Source organism: Streptomyces sp. NPDC020898 (assembly GCF_044333925.1).
Lineage (GTDB): Bacteria > Actinomycetota > Actinomycetes > Streptomycetales > Streptomycetaceae > Streptomyces.
In genome coordinates this window covers 1361580-1379517 of the sequence record NZ_JBIRRV010000001.1, presented here as the reverse complement: position 1 = coordinate 1379517, position 17938 = coordinate 1361580, and the positions used below count along the sequence as shown (strand labels likewise).

At 71.9% G+C, this 17938-nt stretch carries 17 protein-coding genes; 5 read left to right on the top strand and 12 right to left on the bottom strand.

Going from position 1 to position 17938, the window contains the following annotated elements; translation table 11 throughout:
* Window positions 1–30: 30 nt before the first annotated feature.
* The gene (locus tag ACH4TV_RS06015) at window positions 31–1599 is read left to right on the top strand and encodes a von Willebrand factor type A domain-containing protein (protein ID WP_398394616.1); all 1569 of its coding nucleotides are present in this window, start codon (window positions 31–33) and stop codon (window positions 1597–1599) included.
* Between the two features lie 79 nt (window positions 1600–1678).
* On the opposite strand, the gene aroQ is transcribed toward ACH4TV_RS06015, so the two are convergent.
* The 4 genes from aroQ to ACH4TV_RS05995 form a co-directional block, all read right to left on the bottom strand.
* Window positions 1679–2296: a gamma subclass chorismate mutase AroQ gene (gene aroQ / locus ACH4TV_RS06010; protein ID WP_398394614.1), complete on the bottom strand. Its 618-nt coding sequence runs from the start codon at window positions 2294–2296 to the stop codon at window positions 1679–1681.
* A gap of 198 nt (window positions 2297–2494) precedes the next feature.
* The gene (locus tag ACH4TV_RS06005; protein WP_398394612.1) at window positions 2495–2902 is read right to left on the bottom strand and encodes a rodlin; all 408 of its coding nucleotides are present in this window, start codon (window positions 2900–2902) and stop codon (window positions 2495–2497) included.
* A 161-nt stretch (window positions 2903–3063) separates the two neighbouring features.
* Entirely contained in the window at window positions 3064–3933 is an 870-nt protein-coding gene (locus ACH4TV_RS06000) for an LCP family protein (protein ID WP_398394610.1), read from the bottom strand.
* 271 nt (window positions 3934–4204) lie between these two features.
* Window positions 4205–4615: a rodlin gene (locus ACH4TV_RS05995; protein ID WP_398394608.1), complete on the bottom strand. Its 411-nt coding sequence runs from the start codon at window positions 4613–4615 to the stop codon at window positions 4205–4207.
* A gap of 252 nt (window positions 4616–4867) precedes the next feature.
* On the opposite strand from ACH4TV_RS05995, the gene ACH4TV_RS05990 reads away from it, so the two are divergent.
* From ACH4TV_RS05990 to ACH4TV_RS05980, 3 genes are all read left to right on the top strand, one after another.
* Window positions 4868–5278, top strand: coding sequence for a rodlin (locus ACH4TV_RS05990; RefSeq protein WP_398394606.1), 411 nt, complete (start codon window positions 4868–4870; stop codon window positions 5276–5278).
* Window positions 5279–5563: 285 nt separating this feature from the next.
* Window positions 5564–5815: a chaplin gene (locus ACH4TV_RS05985; protein ID WP_398394604.1), complete on the top strand. Its 252-nt coding sequence runs from the start codon at window positions 5564–5566 to the stop codon at window positions 5813–5815.
* Between the two features lie 103 nt (window positions 5816–5918).
* Window positions 5919–6896: an LPXTG cell wall anchor domain-containing protein gene (locus ACH4TV_RS05980; protein ID WP_398394603.1), complete on the top strand. Its 978-nt coding sequence runs from the start codon at window positions 5919–5921 to the stop codon at window positions 6894–6896.
* A gap of 107 nt (window positions 6897–7003) precedes the next feature.
* Here ACH4TV_RS05980 and ACH4TV_RS05975 read toward each other — a convergent pair whose 3' ends face one another.
* Window positions 7004–8281, bottom strand: coding sequence for an NAD(P)-binding domain-containing protein (locus ACH4TV_RS05975; RefSeq protein ID WP_398394601.1), 1278 nt, complete (start codon window positions 8279–8281; stop codon window positions 7004–7006).
* Window positions 8281–9579, bottom strand: a complete 1299-nt coding sequence (locus tag ACH4TV_RS05970) for an ATP-grasp domain-containing protein (RefSeq protein WP_398394599.1) — start codon at window positions 9577–9579, stop codon at window positions 8281–8283. Before ACH4TV_RS05970 ends, ACH4TV_RS05975 begins: the two co-directional genes overlap by 1 nt.
* A gap of 196 nt (window positions 9580–9775) precedes the next feature.
* Between ACH4TV_RS05970 and ACH4TV_RS05965 the strand changes: the two genes are divergently transcribed.
* Window positions 9776–11095, top strand: a complete 1320-nt coding sequence (locus ACH4TV_RS05965) for a glycoside hydrolase family 26 protein (RefSeq protein WP_398394597.1) — start codon at window positions 9776–9778, stop codon at window positions 11093–11095.
* Window positions 11096–11117: 22 nt separating this feature from the next.
* Here the strand turns inward: ACH4TV_RS05965 and ACH4TV_RS05960 are convergent, their stop codons facing one another.
* Genes ACH4TV_RS05960 through ACH4TV_RS05935 form a run of 6 tightly spaced genes read right to left on the bottom strand, consistent with a single transcriptional unit; the run spans window position 11118 to window position 17906 of the window.
* Window positions 11118–12272, bottom strand: a complete 1155-nt coding sequence (locus ACH4TV_RS05960; RefSeq protein WP_398394595.1) for a GNAT family N-acetyltransferase — start codon at window positions 12270–12272, stop codon at window positions 11118–11120.
* On the bottom strand, window positions 12269–12916 hold the full coding sequence (locus ACH4TV_RS05955; protein ID WP_398394593.1) for a lipopolysaccharide biosynthesis protein: 648 nt from the start codon (window positions 12914–12916) through the stop codon (window positions 12269–12271). The genes ACH4TV_RS05960 and ACH4TV_RS05955 overlap by 4 nt, the downstream gene beginning before the upstream one ends.
* Window positions 12913–14070: a glycosyltransferase gene (locus ACH4TV_RS05950; RefSeq protein WP_398395386.1), complete on the bottom strand. Its 1158-nt coding sequence runs from the start codon at window positions 14068–14070 to the stop codon at window positions 12913–12915. Before ACH4TV_RS05950 ends, ACH4TV_RS05955 begins: the two co-directional genes overlap by 4 nt.
* Before the next feature lie 5 nt (window positions 14071–14075).
* Window positions 14076–14765, bottom strand: coding sequence for a polysaccharide deacetylase family protein (locus ACH4TV_RS05945; protein WP_398394591.1), 690 nt, complete (start codon window positions 14763–14765; stop codon window positions 14076–14078).
* Between the two features lie 46 nt (window positions 14766–14811).
* Complete coding sequence (gene murJ / locus ACH4TV_RS05940) at window positions 14812–16593, bottom strand: murein biosynthesis integral membrane protein MurJ (protein WP_398394589.1); 1782 nt, start codon at window positions 16591–16593, stop codon at window positions 14812–14814.
* Window positions 16590–17906 carry an O-antigen ligase family protein gene (locus ACH4TV_RS05935; protein WP_398395384.1) on the bottom strand — a complete coding sequence of 439 codons (1317 nt, stop codon included), beginning with the start codon at window positions 17904–17906 and terminating at the stop codon, window positions 16590–16592. Before ACH4TV_RS05935 ends, murJ begins: the two co-directional genes overlap by 4 nt.
* Between the last annotated feature and the right edge of the window lie 32 nt (window positions 17907–17938).

Below are 17938 nucleotides of genomic sequence, written 5' to 3'. Positions count from 1 at the left end.
CGACGTCAACGGACGGAGGGGGCACGGCAGATGGAGCGGAACAGAATACGGAAGCTGCGGGGCACGCTGATCGCGCTGACGGCCGCGGGCGGCCTGCTGGTCACCGGGTGCAGCGGAGTGAACGGAAGCAGCAGCGACGACAGCGGCAGCGGCAAGCAGAACTCCGGCGGCACCTCGGGCTACCTGCCCGCACCGGACCGGAGCGGCGGGAGCGGCGAACAGGGCGAGGGCGAAAGGGAGGGCGAACAGCGGGACACGGAAGGGGACTTCGCCCCGGCCCCCGACTACCTCTCCACCTTCGCCCTCGACGTCGACACCGCCTCCTACGGCTACGCGCGCCGCACCCTCGCCGACGGCCACCGCCCCGACCCCTCGACGGTCCGGCCGGAGGAGTTCGTCAACAGCTTCCGCCAGGACTACGAACGCCCCGACGGCAACGGCTTCTCGGTCACCGTCGACGGCGCCCGCACCGACCGCGAGGACTGGTCCCTGGTCCGCGTGGGCCTCGCCACCCGCACCGCCGAGCGGGAGGGCGAACGCCCGCCGGCCGCCCTCACGTTCGTCATCGACATCTCCGGTTCCATGGCCGAGCCCGGCCGCCTCGACCTCGCCAAGGACTCCCTCGGCGTGATGACGGACCGTCTGCGCGACGACGACTCGGTCGCGATCGTCACCTTCAGCGACGAGGCCGAGACCGTGCTGCCGATGACCCGCCTCGACGACCACCGCGACCGCGTCCACGAGGCGATCGACGACCTGGAACCGACCGAGTCGACCAACCTCGGCGCAGGCGTCCGCACTGGCTACGCCACCGCCGTCGAAGGTCTGCGTGAGGGCGCCACGAACCGGGTCGTCCTGGTCTCGGACGCGCTCGCCAACACCGGCGACACCGACGCAGACTCGATCCTCGACCGCATCTCCGACGCCCGCCGCGAACACGGCATCACCCTCTTCGGGGTCGGCGTCGGCAGCGACTACGGCGACGCCCTGATGGAAGGCCTCGCCGACAAGGGCGACGGCCACACCACCTACGTCTCGAACGAGACCGACGCCCGCAAGGTCTTCTGCGAGGAGCTCCCGCGCAACATCGACCTCACGGCCCGCGACGCCAAGGCGCAGGTCGCCTTCGACCCGGAGACCGTCGCCGAGTTCCGCCTGATCGGCTACGAAAACCGCGAGGTCGCCGACGACGACTTCCGCGACGACCGTGTGGACGGGGGAGAGGTGGGCCCCGGCCACACGGTCACCGCCCTCTACGCCGTCCGCGCCAAGCAGGGCACCTCGGGCCACCTCGCCACGGCGACGGTCCGCTGGCTCGACCCCGAAACCCGCGAACCCCACGAGGAATCCGGCCAGTTGGAGTCCAAGGCGGTGGACGAAGCGCTCTGGGACGCCCCGTCCCGCCTCCAGGTCACCGCGGTGGCCGCCTACTTCGCCGACGCCCTGCGCAAGAGCGACGACCGCTGGACCACCCTGCCCGGCGCCCCTTCCCTCAACGAACTGGCCGACAGGGCCGACGACTTGGCGGACACCACAGAGGACAAGGCGGTACGCCAACTGGCCGAGGCGATAGAACAGGCCGACCGCTACGAGGACTGAGATGAGCGCCCCTCAGGGGCGCGGGGAACTGCGCGACAAGCCCCCACAGGCCTGCGGCCGACAAACATCCCAAGGCACGCTAACCGCAGACCGACGGCACAGCTCGCCCAAGCCCCGTCAGATGCAAGTAATCCAACCGGTACTCATACGCGGAGCGCCCCGCAGCAGCACCCAACAACAACTCGCACCTGTACCCGTACCCCTTCCTCACCCCTTCCGTCGCTTTCAACGCGTCCAGCAACTCGGTAGTGATCCGATCCAGAATCGGCCGGACCTCCTTGACCAGGTCAGGCCGCTCGGTCGGCCGCAGCTCGGGATGCGCGTCCCAGCGGGCGTACAGCCCACGCTGGACCACCTTGTTCGCCTCGATCTGGTCCCGGAACACCGCGGCCACCGCCTCCGGGTCGAGGCCGAGCCCGACGGCCCGCGCGGAGACGTCGGCCAGGATCTGCTGCTCGCGCACCGGATCGTCGATCGGCTTGTCGGTGCCGTACTTGGCGGCGGCGACCTTGTCGGCGACCAGCAGTCGCTCGGCGAACAGGTCGGTCAGCGGGGTGAGGGAAAAGGATCCGGTGGAAGCAACAGCAGCTGCCCGTACCGGAGTCGAGGCCGGAGTCGAGGTCTGAGCGACGGCGGGCACCGCGCCGGAGACGGCCACGAGGGCCGACGTGCACACGGCGAGAAGAACGGACCGCACGGGATTCCTTTCGGTGGGGGGAGGTCGAGCCGGCGCCGGACCGTCGCCCCGCGCCGTGCTGAAACGTACCCACGCCGTGCGGGGCCGGGTCCGCCGGGTGCCTCCCCTGCGTACCGTGCGGCACCTCGTCCGCCGGAAACGCCGAACGGCGGGTCACCGGAGAACCGGTGACCCGCCGCCGCGACCGAGCGGGGAGGCTCAGTTGTTGTGGGCGCCGTTGCCGGACAGCACGGGGATGTCGCTGAGGATGTGCGACAGGGGCTCGTCACCCTTGGCCTGCGTCGAGTTCTCGACACACTGCTGGTTCTGCGGGGCCGACAGGATCGGGATGTCCTGGACGGCGATCGCCGCCACGCCGGCGAGGGAACCGACGTTGAGCTTGGCCGGGAGGCCGATGCACGGCTTGTTCAGCGAACCCTGGACCAGGGAGAGCTGCGGGCTCATGTCACCGAACGTGGCCGAGTTGCCGAACTCCTGCTCGGCGCCGTTGCCGCTGATGGAGGTGGTGCCACCATCGTTGGCGATCGCCAGGGCCTGGGGTGCTGCCGTCGCCGAGATACCGGCGACGGAGGCGGCGATGGCCGCGGAAGCCCACAGCTTCTTCATATTCGTTCCCTTCGAAATGCGGACTCCGGTGAGGAGCTGCGTGATCGTCAACGCGCCGACCCCGGCCGGGGTTGCGGTGATTGCCCCGTTTGGCCCAGCGATTGAGGTGTGCGAGCAGCCCTTCATGGGCAGGGGACTGCTCGCCCTCGCCGACCACCCGCTCAGGGGCACGCCAGCCTGCTGCCCCGTACCGGTACGTCCTTCCCGAACCGCGGTGGATCGCTGGGCTTGGGGTCCGAACCGGCCGGGATCAGTGGCCGGTCCTCGCGCACCTTGGCGAACATGGCCTTCGCTTTCGCGGCGTCCCAGCGCAGAGTCGAACCGATGCCCGCCTTCGGCGGGTTGAACCCGGCGATCGGCACGGTGGCGAACTCCGTCCGGGCGGCCGGCACCTTGCTCAGCGCCGAGGCGAGGGCGACCAGCGCCTTCGTCCCGTCCTTCCCGAACCCCTGCTGGACCTTGGCCGGACCGAGCAGCGTCCGGGCCACCCACGCCATGGCGACCGGGTCGGTGAGCACCTTCCGGGCGGTCAGCTGCTCCAGTGCCGCGACCAGGGACCGCTGCTGCCGCTGGATCAGCCCCAGGTCGGCGCTCAGGTCGACCTTCCGCGAGCGGACGTACTGCAAGGACTGCCCGCCCTTGAGCCGCCGGTTCGTGCACACCTCGACGCCACCGACCTGGTCGACGGCGTCGATGAACCGCCGGAAGCCGAGCTGCAGATAGTGCTCGACGCTCACCCAGGTCGCCGCCTCCACCGTACGTTCGACGAGCGGGGCCCCGCCCTCCGCGTACGCGGTATTGAGCTTCGCGGGATGCGCGGAGCGCTGCTTCGCGGAGGGTTTGGGTCTGTACGCCGGAATCGTGACGAAGGAGTCGCGCGGCAGGCCGATCACGCTGACGCGGTCACGCGCGGCGGACATGTGGATGAGCATCATCACGCCCGCGCAGTTGCAGGGCACACCGCCCGCGTGGAACTTGCGCCGTTCCTTCTCGGTGATGGTGCTGCGGCCGTCCGTGCCCAGCAGCAGCATGTCGGCGCTCTTGGCGGGGACCGGCGCCGCCCGCGGGTCTCAGCGGCCGCTCCTGGGAGGTGCCACAGCCGATCGCGGTCGCGGCGCACACCAGCGCGACGCCACACAGCCGGGCAAGAACGGGATAACCGGGGCGAAAAGTGCCTCGTTGTCACCTGGCGCAACGTAGGCCAGCGGGCCGCCGGTAATCCGACGGCCCGCTGGTGAAGGCTCGAAGAGAGCCCGGACGTACGCCCGGCTCAGTTGTCGCCGGTGGAACTGGTGGTGCCGGTCAGTTGTTGCCGACGCCGTTGCCGGACAGGACCGGGATGTCGCTGAGGATGTGCGACAGCGGCTCGTCACCCTTGGCCTGCGTCGAGTTCTCGACACACTGCTGGTTCTGGGGAGCCGACAGGATCGGGATGTCCTGGACGGCGATCGGCACCACGCCGGCGGCGGAACCGAGGTTGAGCTTCGCCGGGAGGCCGATGCACGGCTTGTTCAGCGACCCCTGGATGAGCGCCATCTGCGGGCTCATGTTGCCGTACGTGGCCGAGTTGCCGTACTTCTGGATGGCGCCGTTGCCGCTGGTGGAGGTCGTGCCACCGTCGTTGGCGATCGCCATTGCCTGCGGAGCGACCGCGGCGGAGGCACCGATGACGGAAGCGGCGACTGCGGCGGCAGCCATAACCTTCTTGATCACTTGCTAGTCCCTTCGGAAGAAACCCCGTCCACCGGAGCCGCCCTGGTCAACTGTCTCCGGGGCGCATAGTTGCTGCGGTTCACTCCGATGGCCCACATCGGGGAGCGTTTCTGAGGGTTGTGCATGCCGGGCGTTCCACGAATTTCCGGGTGAGGAACGGGCCAACCGGGTGAAGCAGCGAAACCAATCCCCGCGCACCCGGTTGATGAGAGAGCAGGAACAGTTGTGTCTCTGCCAGGAAAGGAAAGCGAAATGCTGAAGAAGGCAATGGCCGCGGCGGCGGTAGCCGCATCTGTCGTCGGAATCTCGGCGGCGACCGCCCCTCAGGCGCTTGCCACAGCGGACGACGGCGGCACCACGTCCGTCAGCGGGAACGGCGCGGTCTCGAAGTTCGGCAACTCCATGACCAAGGGCGACATGAGCCCCCAGATGAGCCTCGCGCAGGGCACATTGAACAAGCTCTGTGTCGGTCTGCCCGTCAAGGGCAACGTGGGCTCCGTCCTCGGCGGGGTGCCGATCGCCGTCCAGGACATCCCGATCCTGTCTGCTCCGCAGAACCAGCAGTGCGCCGAGAACTCGACGCAGGCCAAGGGCGACGAGCCCCTGTCGCACATCCTCAGCGACATTCCGGTCCTGTCCGGCAACGGCCTCGGCAACAGCTGACCTGTCGCCGCCGGCTGACTAGTCGTCAACAGTCGTCCGGTAGCCCGTAGATGCAGCTCGGGCAGCCCTCGCACCATGTGCGGGGGCTGCCCGAGTTTTTTGTCCCCCGAGTTCTTTCCTTCATTCGTGTGATGTGTGTTTCCCCCTGCTTCAGGGCGTTCGAGTGAATTACCAGTGGGAGTACGTTCCGTAGTTTCTTCGGCTGTCTATCTCTCGTTTTACAACTGCCGGTCATGGTGCGAGCCGTCCATGTGTGCTCGCTCGGTCTTCGGCCGACATAGGGGCATGACCGCAGAGAAGGGAAACTTCATGAAGAAGAGCGTTGCTGTCATCGCCGGCGTGATCATGGCGCTCGGAATGGCCTCCCCGGCGTTCGCGGACGCCGAGGCGGAGGGCGTCGCCGCCCACTCCCCGGGTGTGCTCTCCGGCAACGTCGTCCAGGTTCCCATCCACATTCCGATCAACGTGTGCGGTAACTCGATCAACATCATCGCGCTGCTGAACCCGGCGGTCGGCAACACCTGCATCAACGACTGACGTCGTCGCACCTGCCGTTCGGCGGTGTCTGGGCCGGTCTTGGAGAGCCATTCGGTGCCAAGGCCGGCTTTTTCTCACCTCTCCCACCAGAAAGATAATCAGAATGCGATCGACTCTGAGCAGGGGGATGGTCGTGGCGGCCGCCGCGACGAGCATCTTGTCCCTGTACGGCGTGACAGCCCTCGCCGACGCGAGCGGGACCCCCAAGGGCTCACCCGTCGCCGTGTCGGGCAGCACGGCGAATGCGCCGGCGCACGTCCAGGCGGACACCTGCGGCAACTCCTGTGCCAACGGCTCGGGTTCGCACGGAGCGCCTGGCGCTCCGCACGACGACCCGGGTTACGGCAACGGCAACGGCAACGGCAACGGCCATGGCGAGGGCCACGGCCACGAGGAGGGCCACGGCCACGAGGAGGGCAACGGCAACGAGGAGGGCCACGGCAACGGCGGGTCGGACACACCCGGCGGCTACGGCGACACCCCACCCACGAAGCCGCCCACCACGCCTCCGACGACTCCTCCAACGAAGCCCCCGACGACGCCTCCGACGAAGCCGCCCACGGGCCCCCCGACCACGCCCCCGACGACTCCGCCGACGAAGCCGCCCACGGGCCCTCCGACCACGCCCCCGACGACTCCGCCGACGAAGCCGCCCACGGGCCCGCCGACCAAGCCCCCTACGACGCCTCCGACGAAGCCGCCCACGAGCCCCCCAACCACGCCACCCACGACGCCTCCCACGGGCCCGCCGACCAAGCCCCCTACGACTCCGCCGACGAAGCCGCCCACCACGCCTCCGACGAAGCCCCCGACGCCTCCGACAAAGCCGCCCACCACGCCTCCGACGAAGCCCCCCACGGGCCCGCCGAGCACGCCCCCCACGACTCCGCCGACGAAGCCCCCCACGGGGCCCCCCACCGGGTCGCCGACCGCGCCGCCCACCGTCCCGCCGACGAAGCCGCCCACCCTGCCGGAGACCGGTAGCCGGGAGGAACTGTTTGCGGCCGGGGCTGTCAGCGCCGTGCTGATCGCCGGTGGAGTTGTCCTGTACCGCCGGGGCCGATCCGGCGACCATCAGTGACGCACGGGTGACGCACCGGGTGCCGCCCGCGCTCTGAGCGGACCTCGCGAAGTCGAGTGCAGCCCCGCGCCCCCCCTCAGGGGCGCGGGGTGCTGCGCGCCCGGTGCCTAACGCCGTGCCGCCTCCACCGCGCTCGCGCGCCGCACCGGCCCCGGTACCGTCCCGTCGGCGTCCCGGGCCCCCGCCCGCAGCCGGCGTCGTACCCCTCGTACGAGGGTCTGGGCCGTGAAGGTCGCGCCGTGGACGAAGCGCATCGCCGGGCCGAAGCCGGAGGCTGTCACCAGGCCCGCCAGGAACAGGCCGGGGTGCGAGGACTCGAAGTGCCGTCCGACCGCCGGCGAGCCGTCGTCCAACGCGAGGAGGCCGGCGGCGAGTTGGGCGTCCAGCAGGGCCAGTCGGTCGCAGGTCGCCCTGAACCCCGTGGCCGCGATGACGTGTTCGGTCTCCAGGGAGTGCCGCTCGCCGGACCGGGTGACCGTGTCCAGGCGTACGCCGCCACCCGAGCTTCCCCTCAACTCCCTTGCCTCCGCGACCTCCTGGCCGAGGAGCATCTCCACCGCCGGTTCCACGCGGTCGCGTACCCACCAGGCGCCCGCCGGGCCCAGGGCCGTCGCGGCGATGCGGGCGCGGGTCGGGTCCGGGAGGTGGTGGAAGAGACCGGGGCGTTCGGCGTAGAACCAGTTGCGCCAGCCGCAGCCCAGGCCGCTGTGCGGGGCGCGGGCCGAACGCCACCAGGGGCGCTGCCACGGGGGCGGTACGTCGTTCCAGTTCACGTGCTCCGCGCGGGCCAACACCCTTACCCGGGTGCCCTGTTCGGCGAGCAGGGCCGCCGTTTCCAGGGCTGCCTGGCCGCCGCCGATCACCGTGACGTCCCGGTCGCGGAAGCGGTCGAGGTCGCCGTGGTGGCTGCTGTGGGACACCAGGTCCGGGCCGAGGCCGCGCAGGGGAGCCGGGATCTCCACGAAGGGCAGCACACCGACCGCCAGGGCGACGGTCCGGGCGCGGACCGTCTCGCCGTCCTCCGTCAGCGCCTCGAAGCCGCCGGGCACGGGTGTCACCCGGGTCACCGTCCGCTCGTCGACCTCGGGTACCGCGTTGCGGGCGAACCACTGGCCGTACGCGGCGAACATCTCCAACGGGATCGGCTCCCCGTGCCGAGCCTCGACGCCCTGCCCGGCGCAGTACGCGTCCAGGCGCCAGCGGCCGTCGGGGTCGGACAGGTTCGACGCCCACGGCTCCGACTTGAGGTACATGCCCCGGGGCATGTGGTCGCGCCAGGAGGCCATGGGGCGGCCCAGGACGCGCAGGCGGAGTCCGGCGCCCGCGGCGTGGGAGGCGATGGACAGGCCGTAGGGGCCCGCGCCCACCACCAGCAGGTCGTACATCAGTGACTGGTCGCTTTCTCGTCGTCGGTCAGGGAACTGTCGGTCAGGGGCGGTGCGGTGTTCGCCGACTGGCGGACCACGCGGGTGCGCGTGTCGTCCCGCTCGGGTCTCTCGCCCAGCCGTCGCAGCCGGGCCGGCAGCCGGCGGGCCGCGTGCCGGGCCCACAGGGCCCACATCGCCCAGCCGGGGCCGAGGTCGTCCGGGGCGTGCCAGGCCAGTTCGCGGCCGGCCGGCGCCGGGCGCAGCGCGCTGAGCGGCGCGTAGTTCTCGACCACGAACGCCCGCCCGGGCCGGGGCGCCCCCTGCGGCATGGGACGGTGCGTCAGGTCGAGGTGCTGGGCGCGTACGACGTCCAGTCCGGCCGTGTCGGTGAACAGCCGGAACTGGGCGCCGGGGCGCGGGTTGAAGTCGAGCAGGTGGTAGGCGCCGGTGGTGGGGCAGCGGCGGAAGTCGAGGTCGAAGATGCCCCGGTAGCCCAGTTCGCCGACGAGGCGTTCGGTGAGCGCCCGCACCGGCGCGTTCGGCGTCCAGCGGCCCACCGAGGTCAGGCCGGCGCCGCGCGGCCAGGCGTGGAGTTTGCGGCCGGGGCCGCCGCCGCGCACGGTGCCGGTGCGGTCGGCGTACCCGTGGCAGAACCAGTCGAGGTCGGGTCCCGGGGGCAGGAACGCCTGGAGCAGCAGCCGGCTGCCCGCCTCCGCCGTCCGCAGATACAGCTCCCGTGCCTGCCGGGCGGAGCGGATCACGACCGTGCTGCGCAGGTCGCCGGCCGCCGGGAGCAGCCAGGGGCGGCTCCACTTCGCCACCGCCGGCAGGCCGAGCCGCCAGGCCGCGGCGGCGGCCTCGGCCGCGCTGTCCGGGATCAGCGTCAGTGGGTGCGGCAGGTCCAAGGCCGCGCAGACGGCGGCCAGTTCGGCCTTGTCGGCCACCTGTGCGGCCAGTGCGCCGGGTTGCTGCGGCAGGAGAAAGGCGGGCGCCAGCTCGACCCGGGCCCGGCTCACCGCGACGGCGCTCGCGTCGTCGAGCGGGATCAGTACGGCGGGCCGCGCGACCCGGGCGGCCACCCGCAGCAGGACGCGGGCGATGTCGGCGGGGGCCGCGCCGGGTGGCGGCGGCGGATGCAGTTGTCGTACGAAACGGGATCTGCGTACGGGACTTCCGCCGACATCGGCGACCAGGTGCACGTCGACGCCCGCGCGGCCGAGCGAGCGTACGGCGCCCAGCGTTCCGTGGTGGAAGGGATTCCGGTCGATCCGTACGAGGACGGCGGGGACGCGGGTGTCGAGCAGCGATACGGACATGTGTTTTCGGGTTTCCCTCGGGTCGGTTCACTCGTGCGGGCGAGCGGAACACTCGAAAGTCCTAAGCGCGGTGGCGGCATTCATACTCATATGACTGAGTGTCAGTAGGTGAAAAGGCAGAACGAGAACTGGCCTGGCAGTGCGGAACCGAGACAGCGAGAAAGCAGGGAGTACGAGAGTGGAGGAAGGAGCAGGCATGGCCCCACACAAGCGACGGGCCCGCACCGGTCGGCTGGCGTTCATCGCGGCGACGGTGGCCGCGTCGGCCGTCCTGGCGACGGGGCCGGGACACGCCGTGGGCGCGGGGGTGGCCGATCCTCCCGTTCCCGTACCGACCACGGTGTCGCCGCCCACCTCGACGGTGGCACCGGTCGCGCCCGTGGCGCCCGAGCCCCCGGTGGCACCCGAGCCGCCCAGGATCGAGCCCCCCGAGCCGCCGGCGGCACCCCGCCTCCCGGCCTTCGGTGCGTACGTCGACTACGACGGCAGCCGGGGTACGGCCAGGATCGCCGCCCTCAGCCGCTGGCTGGGCGATGCCGATCTGACCGTCGGGCACACCTACCTGCCGGGTGACCGGTGGAGCAACATCGAGGGACTGCCCGGGTTCCTCGACGTGTGGGCGGACTGGCGGCGGGCCGAGGAGGACCGGCTGTTCGTCCTCAACGTGCCCATGCAGGAGCGCAACGAGGAGGGGGTCTCCGACCGCGAGGTCCGGGGGCTGCTGCGGCTGGGCGCGGCGGGTCTCTACGATCACCACTTCCGGGCCCTGGCCCAGCGGCTGGTCGATCTGAAGATCCCGGACACGGTCATCGTGCTCGGCTGGGAAATGAACGGCATTACCTACACCCATCGCTGCGGGCCGGACCCGGAGGCCTGGAAGAAGTACTGGAACAGGATCGTCACCACCATGCGTGCGGTGCCGGGCCAGAAATTCCGGTTCGATTTCAATCCGACCCGGGGCAAGGACGCCATTCCCTGGACGCAGTGTTATCCGGGGGACGACACGGTCGACATCATCGGAATGGACTCCTACGACCAGCCCCGGGGGCTGTCATTCGACGAACAGGTGACAGAGCCCTACGGACTCCAGGCGCACGTCGACTTCGCCAAGGCGCACGGAAAGCCCATTTCCTATCCGGAATGGGGGCTCTTCCGTAACGGTGACAACCCGGAGTACATGCGGCGCATGCTCGCGTGGATGGACGAGCACAAGCCGCTGTACAACACGCTGACCGACTACTGCCCGCACGGCGTGTGGCAGTGCGGCAGCAATCCGCAGGCGTCCGAGGTGTACCGCCAGGTGCTGATGGGCCGTAAGGACACGGTGCCGACCGTGCCGACGCCGGTCCCGACGCCGGTCCCGACGCCCGAGCCGCCGAAGCCCACGGTCCCGGTCACGCCGCCCGTGCCGCTGCCGCCGCCCAGCTGTTCGCCGGTGGAACTGGGCGACTGGGTGGAGTACTGGATCGGCGGGAAGCTGTGTCTGCGCTTCGACTGGTGGTCGCGCAACCGGTGACCGCCCGGTGGCGGCGGGTCGTTCACGATCCGCCGCCACCGTTTCCGTTTCCGCCGCTGTTTCCGCCTCCGTCGCGTTCCCGGAGCCGGCGCAGGAGTTCCTTGCCCCGGCTGCGGGCAGCGACATCGCACAGGACCGCCGACAGCAGCGGTGCCGTCCGCCGCCGGGCCAGCAACAGGCGCTGGTTGACGACCGGTTCGGGGCGCCAGTGGTGCTTGTACGGCTCGTCACCGCGCAGCAGACTCAACGTGCCGTGCCCGCCCGCCCCCGTGTGCTGGGCGCAGGCGTCCAGCAGCATCACGGCGACGTCCGCCTTCCGCTTCCGCAGGCCCGGGTGGGCGCCGTACAGATAGCCGCCCGCGAGGCGTCCCGACAGCAGCGTCAGATCGACGGCGACCACGCTGTCGTCGAGGCGGAACTCGGTGACCACGGCGTCGCCGGAGCGCACCATCGGGCCGACGGACCGGGCGAGGTGCTCGCGGAACCGGGGCTGGAGGTGTTCCGACGTCACCTTGCGGCCCTGCCACTGGAGTTGGTGCAGCTCGAGCAGGCGGGCCAGGGCCGTGTCGACCTCGTCGGGGCGGACGACGCGGCGCTCGACGCCGAGGGCGGTCAGCTTGCGCAGCTTGGCGCGGACCCGCTGTGCCTTCCCGGAGGGGAGGCGGGAGACCAGGCCGTCCATGGAGACCGCGGGGAGTTCCAGACACAGGGAGTCCCTGACCTGGCGGCGGGGGCCGAGCCACCGCTCGTACACGCGTTCCGCCGCGCCGCCCGGACGGACCTCGCGGAAGTCGATGAGCGCGGTGCGGGCCGCGTCCGACAGGCCCTCGGCGAGGGCGGTGGCGGCCTCGTCGGCCGTGTCGTCGTCGAGGAGCACGTCGCTGTAGTCGGAAATCGCGCCGCCGAGAGGCACGAGGGCGGGCAGCGGGAGGTGTACGCGCATCAGCGGGGCGGCGGCGAGGAGTTCGCCCTCCGGATCGCGGACCACGACGATCCGCAGGCGGCCCGGGACGCCGTACGACAGCCACCACGAGTGCAGCCAGGCGTGGCTCTGGAACGGGGTCGCCGCGTTGCACCGCCGGTACAACCGGCCCCAGGCCGGGGCGAGTTCGGCGAAGCCGACTTCGTCGCTGACGACTTCGGTGCGCAGGGCCGCGCCCGTGGTCGTGACCGTCACAGCTGTCCGTGTGCGTCGGCGGCGACGGCCGGGCCCGGCACGGAGGCCGTGGGTGCGGGCTCCTCCGTGCGGCGCCGGGGCCGTACGAGGAGGCCCAGTCCGCCGAGCAGCCCGCCCGCGCTCGCGCCGACCAGACCGGTCACCTTGCGCGAGGCCGACGACGGCGCGGCCGGTTTGACCGCGCGCGAGAACTCGAGCAACTCCACGTGGGTGGAGTTCTTGGTGCCGTTGGCGTGCAGGGTGAGGGAGCGCGCCACGGCGTTGGCCATGGCGGCGGCGCGGTCGCGGCGCGGGGAGGTGGCGGACACGGCGACCATGGGCGCGTCGGGCGAGGTCTCCGCCTGCACGCTCTTCCGCAGCGTCGACACCGGTACGCCGGCCGACGCCTGGGCGTCTGCGAGCACCGCGAGCTGCGTGGCGACCCGCCCGTACGCCTGCGCGAAGCCGAGCGCGGACGCCGGGTCGGACTTCTCGGTCGGTACGGCGACGACGTAGCTCGTGGCCGTGTAGGTGGGCGGCTTGACGGTGCCGTACGCGCCGCCGAGGAGGCCGCCGAGCACGGTGCCGGCCACGAGCACGAACCAGGAGGGCAAAGCGCGGGTGCGTTTCGCGGGGTGGTGGGTTCTGCTGGGGTTCTCGGTCATGAGGAAGGGGCTCCCTGGGGTGAGGGGGACGGGGTCATGGAGGGGGTGATGGTGGCCGCGTACACGTCCATGAGCTGGGCGGCGCTACGGGTGATGTCGTAGTGGTGGGCCGCGGCGGGAGGCGTGCGGTCCCATGGGCCCTGCGCGCGGGCCTCGGCGAGGGCGCGCGCGAAGGAGTCGGCGCCCCCGGGTACACGCCGGGCGCCCTCGGCGGCCTCCGGGGGCAGGTCCTCGACCGCCGGGCAGGAGACGTACCGGACGGGCAGCCCGGCGGCGAGTGCCTCCACGACCGCGAGGCCGAAGGCCTCCTCGGGGCACGGGGAGGCGAGCAGGTCCATCGCGGAGGTGAGGGAGGGCAGGTCGGGGCCGGGGGTGCCGTCCGGCAGATACGGGCGTTCGCCGGTGAACAGCACCCGGTCGGCCACCCCGGCGTCCCGCGCGGTGCGCCGCAGGACCTGCTCCTCCGGGCCGCCGCCGACCAGCAACAGCCAGTAGTCCTCGGGGAGTTGGGTCAGGGCGTCGATGAGGTCGCCGAAGCGCTTGCCCGGCGTGAGCCGTCCGACGGCGCCGACGACGTACGCCCCCTCGGGCAGCCCGAGGCTCTGGCGCGTGCGGTGCCGGGCGACCGGGTCGAAGCGGAAGCGGGCCAGGTCGATGCCGTTGGGGACGACCGCGATGCGGGACGCGGGCACGCCCCAGCGGCGCAGGCGCTCGGCGACCGTGGGCGACACCGCGACGGTGGCGCGGCCGAGCCGTTCGCCGGTGAGGTAGAGGGCGCGGACCCCGGCGGTCAGCCGCCGCCCCTCCATCTGCGAGTCCCCGAGGGAGTGTTCGGTGGCGACGACCGCCCGTACGCCCGCGAGCCGGGCGGCGATCCTGCCGTACACGCAGGCCCGGTAGAGGTGGGTGTGCACGAGGTCGTAGCCGCCGGAGCGGATCACGTTCACCAGCCGGGGGAGGGCGGCCAGGTCCCGGTTGCCGGCCATGCCGAGGTGGACGACCCGGACGCCGTCGGCGATCAGACCGTCGGCGACCGAGCCCGGGTTGGTGAGCGTCACGACATCGCAATCGACCGGCAAGTGCCGCAGCAGCAGCCGGAGTTGCTGCTCCGCGCCGCCGACCCCGAGCCCGGTGATGATGTGCAGGGCCTTCACCGCCGTCACACCCCCTCGACCGGTCGGCGCCGCAGCCGGTGCAGCCGGTACTTGAGATGCAGGCGTGCGGCGGTGTCGTTCTCGCCGATGTGGACGCGGGGGAGGGCGTGCACTCCGTTGAGCTGTCCCGGGTCGATGGCGCAGCCGTATCCGTAACCGGCCGCCTTCACGGCGTCCGCGGCTCGTTGGTCGACGGTTCCGTACGGGTAGCAGAACCCGTCGACCGGAGCGCCGCTCAACTCCGAGAGTGCCGCTCTGCTTTCGGCGACCTCGGCGTGCAGCAGCTCGTCGTCGGCCTTCGTCAGGTCGACGTGCGTCAGCCCGTGCGACCCGATCTCGACTCCGGCCTTGGCGGCGGCACGGATGCCGTCCGCCGTGAGCAGCGGTTTGCGCGGGCCCAGCGGATCCCAGGCGTTCTCGCCGCCGAGCCGTCCCGGCAGCACGAAGAGGGTCGCTCCGCACTCCCAACGCTCAAGTACCGGAAGGGCGTTGGTGAGGAAGTCGGCGTACCCGTCGTCGAAGGTCAGCCCGACGAGCCCCTTCCCCTCGCCCCGGGAACGGGCGGCGAGCAGCTCGGCCACGCCCACACCCCGCAGGCCCCGGCGGTGCAGCCACCGCAGTTGGGCGTCGAGGCGTTCGGGCGTGACCGTGATGCGGTACGGGTCGTCCGAGCAGTCGCCCACGGAGTGGTACATCGCCACCCAGGGAACGGGCCCCGGGCGGGCGCCTCTTCGGGTTCGGTCAGCGGACGCGGCGGTGGCGGGGACGGCGGGGACGGGTGCGCTTGCGGGCATGCGGAAGCCTTCGGGTCATGGAACGTACGGAACGGAGTGCGAGTACGAAGCTCTGCACGGCCTGGGCCCCCATGAGCCGGCCGAGCAGGAAGAAGACGACGGTCACGACCGCGGTACCGGCGGCGAGCCCCGCCAACGGCCCGTCGATCCGGCTGGTCACGAACGCCCCCGCAGCCGCCGCGCACACCGCCGCGCGCACCGGCTTGCTCAGCTCGGCCACCACCCGCCGGGTCCGGATCGGCACACTGCGCGGCCCCATGCCGTACAGCAGCAGGGCGGCCGACACCGTGATCCCGGCCGCGTTGGCGGCGGCGATCCCGCGCACCCCCCACGGACCGACCGCCCACGCGCCGATCCAGGAGGTCGCGACGATGCCCACGGCCATCGCGGCCAGCGGGTACCAGGTGGGCCGGTTCGAGGAGAAGTACGAGCGGACGAGCGCGCCGACCAGCGTGTGACCGAGCAGCCCGACCGCGTACACGCGCATCACGGTGGCCGTCGCGTCGGTGTCCCGGGCGGTGAACGCGCCCTGCTGGAAGAGGAGTTCGATGATCTGCGGTGCACTGGCGACCACCGCCGCCCCGCCCAGCAGCACCACCCAGGCAGCCAGTGCGAGATCCCGCTCCACCCGGTCGCGGGCCCGCTCGGTGTCGCCCTCCGCGATGGCCTGCGCGACCACCGGGAAGGTGACCGTGCACAGCATCAGCGACAGCGTCATCGGGATCTGCGCGACCTTCTGCGCGTAGTTCAGGTGCGAGATGGCCCCGGCGGGGAGCGTGGAGGCGAGGAACCGCTCGATGAGCACCTGGGACTGCCGGGTCAGCGCGAAGAGCAGCACGGGCGCGACGAGCGCGAACGCCATCGGCGCCCCCGACGACGCCTCGTCGACCACGATCTCCTCCGGTACGGCCGACCGGCGCCGCCGCAACTGCCGTAGAACTGAGGGCAGTTGGGTCACGACCATCAGGGCGCCGCCCACCGCCACCCCGACCGCCGCCGAGCGCACCCCCCAGCGCCCGCCCAGCACGAACATCGACGTGATGATGCCGACGTTGTAGGCCACGTAGATCGCCGCCGGCGCCAGGAATCGCCGGTGCGCGCGCAGGGCCGCGCTGCAGTACCCGGCGAGCCCGAAGGTGAGGACGCAGGTGGCGGTGAGGCGGGTGCAGTCCACGGCGAGCGACGGGTCGGGCAGGCCGGGGGCCAGCGCCTCGACCAGGTAGGGCGCGGTGGCGATCAGCAGCGCGCCGGCCGCCGTGAACGCCAGCGCGAGCCGGGGCAGCGTCGTGGCGACCAGCGCCCGCACCGGATCGCCCGAGGCGCCGCGTGCCCGCTGGGCCAGCGCCATGCTGAACGCCGGGATCAGGACGAAGGCCAGCCCGTCCTCGATGAGCAGCGTCGCCGCGAACTCCGGCACGGTCCACGCGACCAGGAAGGCGTCCGTGTCACTGCCGGCTCCGAACAGCCGGGCCAGCGACTGGTCCCGGACCAGCCCGAGCAGCGCGCCCGCGACCGAGAGGACAGCGGTGATGAGGGTGGCCTGGGCAAGGAACTTCCGTGAAACGGGGGCGAGTTCGGCGGGGCTGTCGTCGCCGCTGCCTCGGCTGTACCGGCTGTCCGCGTCGGCCTTCCGGTCTCCCCCGCCGGTCGACTCGACCGGCGAAGCGGCGCGTGCGGGGGGCAGCGTCACCTTGGCGTCTCCCTCGGCCCTGGCGGGCTCCACCTTCATCGCGCCGAGGCCTTCGGCGCTTCGTCGCCGCCGGCGAGGGCCCACCAGGCGACGAGCCCGAAGGCGACGGCCGTCAGCACGGTCGCGGGCCCGCCGATGTCGGCGTACAGGAAGTCGATCAGCTGCCAGATCAGCAGCCCGCAGGCGGCGAGGGCGCAGTCGAGACCGGCGCCGGACTGCGACCGCCTCGCCCGCACCAGGCCCCGCAGGCCGCACACCAGCAGCGCCAGCCAGCTGCCGGCGAGGGCGAGGAGACCGATCAGCCCCTGCTCGCTCAGCACCAGCAGATACATGTTGTGCGGGGACAGCAGCGGCTGTTTGCGGTACGCGGCGCCCGCGCCCTCCGTGTCACTGCCCGAGGACAGGGCCAACGAGGCGTGTCCGTCGCGGTGTTCGGGGAAACCCTTCAACCCGACGCCGGTGAGCGGCTGTTCGCGCCACATGTCGGTCGCCGCCGCCCACATCGTGTACCGGTCGGTGACCGACTGGTCGGGGGCGTCGGCGACTTGGGTGATGCTGCTGATCCGCTCCTGCAACATCGCCGTACCGATGCCGAACCCGCCGACCAGGATCACGGCCGAGGCGGCCACCACCGCGCCCACCTTCAGCGCGCGCCGCATCCCGGCCAGCGCCAGCTGGATCGCGCAGGCCGCCGCCGTGGCGATCCAGGCGCCCCGGCTGAAGGACAGCGCGAGCGGGGCCAGCAGCACCAGGGAGCAGGCGATGGCAACGGCCCGCTGCCAAGGGGCAGTTGACCCCAGGGCCAGCCCCACCGAGCACATCAGCCCGAACGACACGACGGTCGCCATGCCCATCACATCGGCGGGCCCGAAGGTGCCCACGGCCCGGATCTCCTCGCCCTGGTAGGAGGCGCCGGTCCCGGTCGCGTACTGGTGCACCCCGACCGCCCCCTGCCACAGGGCGAGCCCGACGAACGACCAGACGAGCACCCGGAAGTCACGCCGGTCGCGGACCAGCAGCAGCACCGACGCCGGGACGAGCACGAAGATCTGGAGGTAGCGCCCCAGGCCCCCGATCCCCGCCGCCGGCGAGGACGCCCCGACAGCCGCGACCGCGAGCCCCACCACGGGCAGCCCGAGCACCACGGCGGCTGTGCGCGACAGGGGGCGCCGCCGATCCCGTACGAGCCGGATCGAGCAGTACACGACCATGAGCCCGGAGACGGCGTCGGCCGGGGTGGCCCCGCCGTCGGTGCCCTGCGTGGCCGGCAGCCCCAGCAGGGCGATCACCAGGACGACCGGCAGGAGCGGAGCGAAGGAGGCGACGTACGGGAAAGGCACTCGGCGTGGCATCGCCAGTGTGGGGGTGTGGCTGCTCACGTGCG

What these genes read in the sequence shown, in the direction of transcription:
- ACH4TV_RS06015 (WP_398394616.1), top strand. Translation starts at nt 31, where the DNA reads ATGGAGCGGAACAGAATACGGAAGCTGCGGGGCACGCTGATCGCGCTG.
- ACH4TV_RS06005 (WP_398394612.1), bottom strand. Translation starts at nt 2,902, where the DNA reads ATGAAGAAGCTGTGGGCTTCCGCGGCCATCGCCGCCTCCGTCGCCGGT.
- ACH4TV_RS06000 (WP_398394610.1), bottom strand. Translation starts at nt 3,933, where the DNA reads ATGCTGCTGCTGGGCACGGACGGCCGCAGCACCATCACCGAGAAGGAA.
- ACH4TV_RS05990 (WP_398394606.1), top strand. Translation starts at nt 4,868, where the DNA reads ATGCTGAAGAAGGCAATGGCCGCGGCGGCGGTAGCCGCATCTGTCGTC.
- ACH4TV_RS05985 (WP_398394604.1), top strand. Translation starts at nt 5,564, where the DNA reads ATGACCGCAGAGAAGGGAAACTTCATGAAGAAGAGCGTTGCTGTCATC.
- ACH4TV_RS05980 (WP_398394603.1), top strand. Translation starts at nt 5,919, where the DNA reads ATGCGATCGACTCTGAGCAGGGGGATGGTCGTGGCGGCCGCCGCGACG.
- ACH4TV_RS05975 (WP_398394601.1), bottom strand. Translation starts at nt 8,281, where the DNA reads ATGTACGACCTGCTGGTGGTGGGCGCGGGCCCCTACGGCCTGTCCATC.
- ACH4TV_RS05970 (WP_398394599.1), bottom strand. Translation starts at nt 9,579, where the DNA reads ATGTCCGTATCGCTGCTCGACACCCGCGTCCCCGCCGTCCTCGTACGG.
- ACH4TV_RS05965 (WP_398394597.1), top strand. Translation starts at nt 9,776, where the DNA reads ATGGCCCCACACAAGCGACGGGCCCGCACCGGTCGGCTGGCGTTCATC.
- ACH4TV_RS05955 (WP_398394593.1), bottom strand. Translation starts at nt 12,916, where the DNA reads ATGACCGAGAACCCCAGCAGAACCCACCACCCCGCGAAACGCACCCGC.
- ACH4TV_RS05945 (WP_398394591.1), bottom strand. Translation starts at nt 14,765, where the DNA reads ATGTACCACTCCGTGGGCGACTGCTCGGACGACCCGTACCGCATCACG.
- murJ (WP_398394589.1), bottom strand. Translation starts at nt 16,593, where the DNA reads ATGAAGGTGGAGCCCGCCAGGGCCGAGGGAGACGCCAAGGTGACGCTG.
- ACH4TV_RS05935 (WP_398395384.1), bottom strand. Translation starts at nt 17,906, where the DNA reads ATGCCACGCCGAGTGCCTTTCCCGTACGTCGCCTCCTTCGCTCCGCTC.